The organism is candidate division KSB1 bacterium (assembly GCA_022562085.1).
In the GTDB taxonomy this organism is placed as follows: domain Bacteria; phylum Zhuqueibacterota; class Zhuqueibacteria; order Oceanimicrobiales; family Oceanimicrobiaceae; genus Oceanimicrobium.
Genome location: JADFPY010000256.1, coordinates 1 through 6,655, shown reverse-complemented (window position 1 = coordinate 6,655; position 6,655 = coordinate 1). Strand labels below are relative to the sequence as shown.

7 protein-coding genes are annotated in these 6,655 nt (G+C 46.4%); all 7 read left to right on the top strand.

Annotation, left to right across the window (positions count from 1 at the left end; all coding sequences use genetic code 11):
* Positions 1–315: 315 nt before the first annotated feature.
* On the top strand, positions 316–2,253 hold the full coding sequence (gene acs, locus IH879_17210) for an acetate--CoA ligase (protein MCH7676665.1): 1,938 nt from the start codon (positions 316–318) through the stop codon (positions 2,251–2,253).
* A 255-nt stretch (positions 2,254–2,508) separates the two neighbouring features.
* Complete coding sequence (locus tag IH879_17205; GenBank protein MCH7676664.1) at positions 2,509–2,766, top strand: hypothetical protein; 258 nt, start codon at positions 2,509–2,511, stop codon at positions 2,764–2,766.
* Between the two features lie 22 nt (positions 2,767–2,788).
* Positions 2,789–3,532 (top strand): 3-oxoacyl-ACP reductase FabG, encoded by a 744-nt coding sequence (gene fabG, locus IH879_17200; GenBank protein MCH7676663.1) that lies wholly within the window; start codon positions 2,789–2,791, stop codon positions 3,530–3,532.
* 245 nt (positions 3,533–3,777) lie between these two features.
* The gene (locus IH879_17195; protein ID MCH7676662.1) at positions 3,778–4,545 is read left to right on the top strand and encodes a glucose 1-dehydrogenase; all 768 of its coding nucleotides are present in this window, start codon (positions 3,778–3,780) and stop codon (positions 4,543–4,545) included.
* A gap of 62 nt (positions 4,546–4,607) precedes the next feature.
* Positions 4,608–5,399, top strand: coding sequence for a glucose 1-dehydrogenase (locus IH879_17190; GenBank protein MCH7676661.1), 792 nt, complete (start codon positions 4,608–4,610; stop codon positions 5,397–5,399).
* 122 nt (positions 5,400–5,521) lie between these two features.
* On the top strand, positions 5,522–5,872 hold the full coding sequence (locus tag IH879_17185) for a hypothetical protein (protein ID MCH7676660.1): 351 nt from the start codon (positions 5,522–5,524) through the stop codon (positions 5,870–5,872).
* Positions 5,873–6,027: 155 nt separating this feature from the next.
* Positions 6,028–6,655: helicase (locus IH879_17180; protein MCH7676659.1), on the top strand; the 628-nt coding region annotated here is incomplete at its 3' end.

Genomic DNA, 6,655 nt, shown 5'->3' with positions numbered 1-6,655 from the left:
GGCCAGGCCTCGACCACCGCTTTGAAAGGCTCAACTGAGGAAGAGCAGTTTGCCGAGGAAGTGGCCGCCTAAAATAAAAATCTCCCTTCGGTATAGCCGGGTGCTGTTTGGCCCGGCTTTTTTTGCTCAGAACCACAATGTGCAGGGAACGGTCGCGACCGTTCCCTACCTAATATTTACTCACAGCAGACAACACCTCTTTAAACATCTTTTCAATAATCGGTCAAGATAAAAAAAATCTTGCTTCCCTCTATAAAAATTTCGATCTTAAACGAACCTGAAACACACACTACAACTCTATTTAGGAGAACTCCGATGGGCGACGACCTAGTATTCCATCCTAATCAAAATTTATCTCAAAAAGCTCATGTGAAATCGCTCGAACAGTACCGCGAAATGTATAAAGAATCTGTTGAAGAGCCGGAAAAATTCTGGAGCCGCATTGCGGAAAGGCTGCACTGGTATAAAAAATGGAACAACGTTTTCAGCTTTGATTTTGTCACAGCAAATATCAAGTGGTTTGAAGGCGGAAAATTAAACGTCAGTTATAATTGTCTGGACAGACACGTCTTAGCCGGACACGGCGAACAGACTGCCCTAATCTGGGAAAGCAACGATCCGGATGTGACCAGGACATTTACTTATGCAGAGCTTTTAGAAAACGTCCAAAAATTCGCAAATGTTTTAAAGGCAAACGGCGTAAAGAAAGGCGACCGTGTTTGTATATACATGCAAATGATTCCCGAACTGCCGATGGCAATGTTGGCCTGTACTCGTATCGGTGCGGTTCATTCAGTGGTTTTTGGAGCATTCAGCGCCGACTCACTTAAAAACAGAATAAATGACTCCACCTGCGAACTTCTCGTTACACAAGACACCGGCTTTCGGGGTGCAAAAAACGACATCCCCATGAAGGCAAATGCAGACGAAGCCGTGAAAGATTGCCCGTCGATCAAAAAAATTGTCGTGGTTAAACGAACCGGGCAGGAAGTCAATATGCAAAACGGCCGCGACCTCTGGTGGCACGAAGTCATGAAAAACGCAGACGCGAATTGCCCGCCCGAAGAAATGGACGCAGAAGATCCGCTTTACATTCTTTATACTTCCGGCTCGACCGGCAAACCAAAGGGCGTGCTCCATACCACCGCCGGCTATCTTCTTTACACTGCATTTAGCCACGAGATGATTTTTGATTATCACCAAGGCGACATTTACTGGTGCGGCGCCGATATTGGCTGGGTGACCGGGCATTCGTATATTGTCTATGGGCCAATGGCGAATCGCGCAACTTCAATCATGTTCGAGGGCGTGCCGACCTACCCGGACTTTGGCAGATTCTGGCAGGTCATTGAAAAACACAAAGTCAATATTTTCTACACCGCGCCCACCGCGATTCGGGCACTAATGAAAGAAGGCGACTCCTGGCCCAACAAATACGATTTGTCCTCCCTTCGAGTTTTAGGGACCGTTGGGGAGCCGATCAAACAGCCGGAGTGGCTCTGGTACTTCCAGGTCATCGGCAACAAACAGTGCCCGATTGTTGACACCTGGTGGCAAACGGAAACCGGGGGCATTTTAATCACCCCGCTTCCGGCGGCAACGCCGACCAAACCCGGATCCGCCACCCTGCCTTTTTTTGGCATACAGCCGGTCATTTTAGATGAATCCGGCAAAGAACTTGAGGGGCCGGCCCGGGGGTATCTCGCAATTAAAGCAGCCTGGCCTTCTTTAATGCGGACGATTTACGGTGACCATGAACGCTTTCGGCAAATTTATTTTGATCGCTTCCCCGGTTATTATCTAACCGGAGACGGCGCACGCCGGGATGAAGACGGCTACTACTGGATCACCGGCCGCATTGACGACGTGTTAAATGTTTCAGGTCACCTAATCGGCAGCGCTGAAGTCGAGGGCGCGATTGGCCAGGCAGATGGCGTGGCGGAGGCCGCTGTGGTCGGTTTTCCACATGAGATCAAAGGTGAAGCGATTTATGCGTACGTAACGCTTATGACGGGAAAATCCGAGAGCGACGAGGTCACAAACGACATCAAAAATTCTGTAAGAAAAATAATCGGGCCGCACGCGACTCCGGAAAAAATTCAATTCACTCCCGCTCTTCCAAAAACCCGTTCCGGAAAAATCATGCGGCGAATCCTGAGAAAAATCGCCGAGGGAGACGTTAGCAACCTGGGCGATACCTCGACCCTTGCAGATCCGACAGTGGTCGATGCGCTGGTCAAAGGCCGTCAATAAAGTAACGTTTGTTCAAATCAATGCGAAAGGTAGCAAACGAAAATGTACGTCACTTTGTATTTAACTTCTTTAATGCTCTAATTTACTCCCTATTTTTTCTATTTCGTCCTTTAAACATAAAGGTTTTCTAATGCAGCAATAAATTTTGATTGGAACGAGTTTCACGTCTAAAGCAATGAGGAGGGCTGGGAATGGACGACATTCAAAATGGTCTCATTGAAGACTTTGGACTCGGCTATCTGAAGTTTGGTCACAGTGAACTCCTGGGTCGCGTGGCTGGATCAAACAGCAAGCGGACCCGAAAAAGCCCGGCTCAAAACCATTTGTGGGTGTCTGATAGCCATGCGTGAATTCCACCTCAAGGAGTTCCCGGCAGATAAAAGCTTCCTCGGTCAGTGGAAACGGGATAAAGCCCATCTACCCACAGCAGATGAATACTTGGAAAAAATAGCCACAGCATCGGATTTTGAAGTTACAACAGTTAAACGGCTGGACAAAAAAAAAGGATATTGATAGGAGAAAGAGGATAGAATTTATGCGGCTTCAAAACAAAGTAGCCCTCATCACGGGGGCTGGAAATGGTATCGGCAAGCAAACGGCGCTAACTTTCTCACGCGAAGGCGCCAAAGTGGTCGTGGCTGACATCAACGAAGATGCCGGAAGAAAAGTTGTCGATGAAATTTTGCAATCCGACGGCATCGCCACTTTTGAGATGGTAAATGTAGCGGAAACTGAAGATGTCGTTCGAATGGTTGAAAACACTGTCAAGACTTACGGCAAAATCGATGTTCTGGTTAACAATGCTGGTATTGTCGCCGACGCCAGACTGGTAAAAATGGATTTGGAGCAGTGGCAGCGGGTCATTGATATCAACTTAAAAGGCGTATTTCTTTGCGGTCAGGCAGTAGCGAAAGTGATGGAAACGCATAAAAGCGGCGGTGTCATTTTGAATGCCAGTTCGGTCGTCGGATTGTACGGCAATTTTGGCCAATCGAATTACGTCGCTACAAAGGCGGGGGTGATTGGCATGACCAAAACCTGGGCGCGTGAATTGGGCAAAAAAGGAATTCGGGTTAACGCCGTAGCTCCGGGTTTTATCGCCACAGATATTCTTCAGAGTGTACCGGAAAAAGTAATCAAAATAATGGTAGAAAAGACACCCATAGGAAGAATGGGCAAACCCCAGGATATTGCCAATGCCTATCTCTTTCTTGCCTCTGATGAAGCTTCTTTTATTACCGGTGCCGTACTCTCCGTTGATGGTGGAATCATTACGTGATGGAGAAAGTGACGAAGGATTTTATTACTGTCCATGGAATTCGACAGTTAGAGAGCGGCTGTGTTACCGTGGGGAGAAATAACTAGTGATTGACCCAATAATTAACCTGAGGCGTCCCACCGAACGATTTCTGAATGCAGTTCCGTGCACCGAAATAATCGGTGAGACGCCTTCGGACTAAGCAGCCCGCTTCTTTTAAGTTTTATATACCCCGTCTCAATAGAAACCTAATTTTGAGGACAAATATGTCTATGAAAAACAAGTTTGACTTAAATGGCAAAGTCGCCATCATCACCGGCGCCAGCAGAGGCATCGGCGAAGCCATGGCGCGCGGACTGGCGGAGGCCGGCGCAAAAGTGGTGGTGAGCAGCCGCAAGCAGGAGGCGGTCGATGAAGTTGCCCTGGCTTTCAGCAAGGACGGCTTTTCTGCCACCGGCATCGCCTGCAACATGGGCAAATTTGATGATATTCAAGCCCTCGTTAAAAAAACAATTGATGTTTATGCCGGCGTTGATATTATTGTGAACAACGCGGCGATTAATCCGGTTTACGGGCCGATTCTGAAGACCGACACAGGAAGTTTTGACAAAACAATCGATGTGAATTTAAAAGGCCCTTTTGAACTGGCGAAGTTGTGCTATCCAATCATGAAAGAGCGCGGCGGCGGCAGCATCATCAACATCTCCAGTACCGCAGGTTTAACGCCCTGGCAGGGAATCGGGATTTACAGTGTCAGTAAAGCCGCTCTGATTCATTTATCAAAAATTCTGGCCAAGGAGCTCGGGACGGCGGGAATTCGCGTGCACACGGTTTGTCCCGGGTTAATCAAAACCAAGTTGAGCGAGGCGCTCTGGAGCGATAAAAAAGTCATGAAGAAAGTTATGCACGAGACGCCGCTGAAGCGAATCGGCCTGCCGGAAGATTTGGCCGGACTGGCTGTCTTCCTGGCCTCCGAGGCCTCAGCGCACATGACGGGCGGGGTTTATGTGGTGGATGGAGGAATGAATGTGTGAAAGCGGAAAAGCGAAGAGCGCAAAAGATGAACTGCCACTAACCCTATAAATAAAAAAATCTTCTGAAAAAAGAAAAAGAGTTTCAAGACAAAACCGCACTCATTACCGGCGGAGGCTCTGGAATCGGTAGAGAGACAGCCCTGGAATTTTCCGGATTGGGTACAAATGTGGTTGTCTCTGACATCGATGAAACAGCCGGCAACGAAACAGTGGAAATGCTGACAAAAGCCGGCGGCGATGCTTTGTTTGTAAAGGCCGACGTCACCCACTCGCAGGACGTAAAGAAAATAGTGGTAGAGTCGGTTGAGAAATTTGGCAGTCTGGATTTCGCCGTCAACAACGCCGGCGCTCTCAGTGCCGAAGCCCGCACCGGCGATTATTCGGAGGAGGACTGGCGCCGTCTGATAGACATCAATCTCACCGGTGTGTTTCTTTGCATGAAATATGAGCTGCAGCAGATGGCAAAACAGAACAACGGCGTCATCGTCAACATGGCTTCAATCGCCGGAATCACCGGTTTCCCAAGAAATTCGGCCTATGCTGCCAGCAAACATGGCGTGGTTGGATTGACCAAGAGCGCGGCCATTGAATATGCCCGCAAAGGAATTCGCATCAACGCTGTTTGCCCGGGATACACCTTGACGCCAATGGCCGAAACAGCAATGAAGCTTCGAGGGGAACTAGAGGGGGAGCTTGAGAAGCGTGTCCCTCTTGGCCGCCTCGGTAAACCGGAAGAAATTGCCAAGGCCATCATCTATCTTTGCTCAGACAGCGCCGCTTTCATCGGTCGTTGTTTGACGGACTGCACCCTAAACCATTTCTTTTTCCCAAATATATCGAGAACTCTGGAATGAGATAATGACGCCTTGATACTAATTCTTATTGCACTTATGTAAGAATTTCTTTACATTTTATGAGACTTTTTTCCACCGAGTAAACTACTGTTCTCCTTTAATTACAACAGGAGGAGCTAAAGATGGATGAAGCGATACTGTTACGAGGAGCTGAGAGGCTTTTAATTGTTATTGGTGCGATTATATTATCCTATCTCGGTTATAAGCTATATAGATTTGGAATTGACAAAGGAAGTGCAAAATTGGAGACGGAATCCCAACTATACAAAGTTGTTTTTTCGGGAACCGGTCCGGGTCTATTTTTTATGGCATTTGGAGCAATCATTCTTATTACTGCCTTAATTACCGGAGGCGCAAAAAGTTCTTATCGAGAGCCGGAAAAGCTTTCAGATGATGTGTCAACGAAAGAATTGTCAAGCTCAGATACCTCATTTACAACGATAAATAGGGATTCAGCATTCTCAACAAAGTGATAATTAAGGTGCAATTCACATATATCTGTTAAAAAAGAGGTTCGTTCCTAATTTTTACCATTAGTATGAACTTTTAGTGAAAACGCGACCTGTGGCAGATTGAGTGCTGCGTTTCACATGAATCCTTAACAGTCAAACCGCTTCAATGATTTATAATGAGCACAGATTTAACATTCTTCACAAACGAACCCGGAGCAGCATTAGTTGACAGGTTCAAAAGCACCCTGCGAGCAGTTCAGTTTTTCGATGTATTGGTTGGGTATTTCCGCACCAGTGGATTTTATCAATTAGCCGATAGTTTAGAAAGTGTGGAAAAAATCAGAATACTTGTGGGTCTCAATGTTGATCGTAAAACTTTTGAACTGATTGATACAGTTCGAACTCAAACCAATTTAGATTTCAATTCCCATAAAGATACTCGCAATGCAGCAATGGAGGCAGTCGTAACAGAAATTGACGCTTCCAGCGATGAATACAATACTGAATTCGGAATCAAAAAATTCATTGAATATTTAACAACAGATTGTATTAACCCGGAAGAAGATAAAACAAAGGGTGGAAACGGAAAAAAACTTGAATTCCGTGCTTACCCAAGTGGAAATATCCACGCAAAAGTTTATATATCAAGATACACTGAAGACCAGGTATCATTTGGTTCGGTCATAACCGGCTCAAGTAATTTTTCCGAAAGTGGTTTGATTGCCAACCGTGAATTCAATGTTGAACTGAAAAACCGTGGTGATGTTGATTTTGCGTTAAATCAATTTGAAGATTTATGGAAAG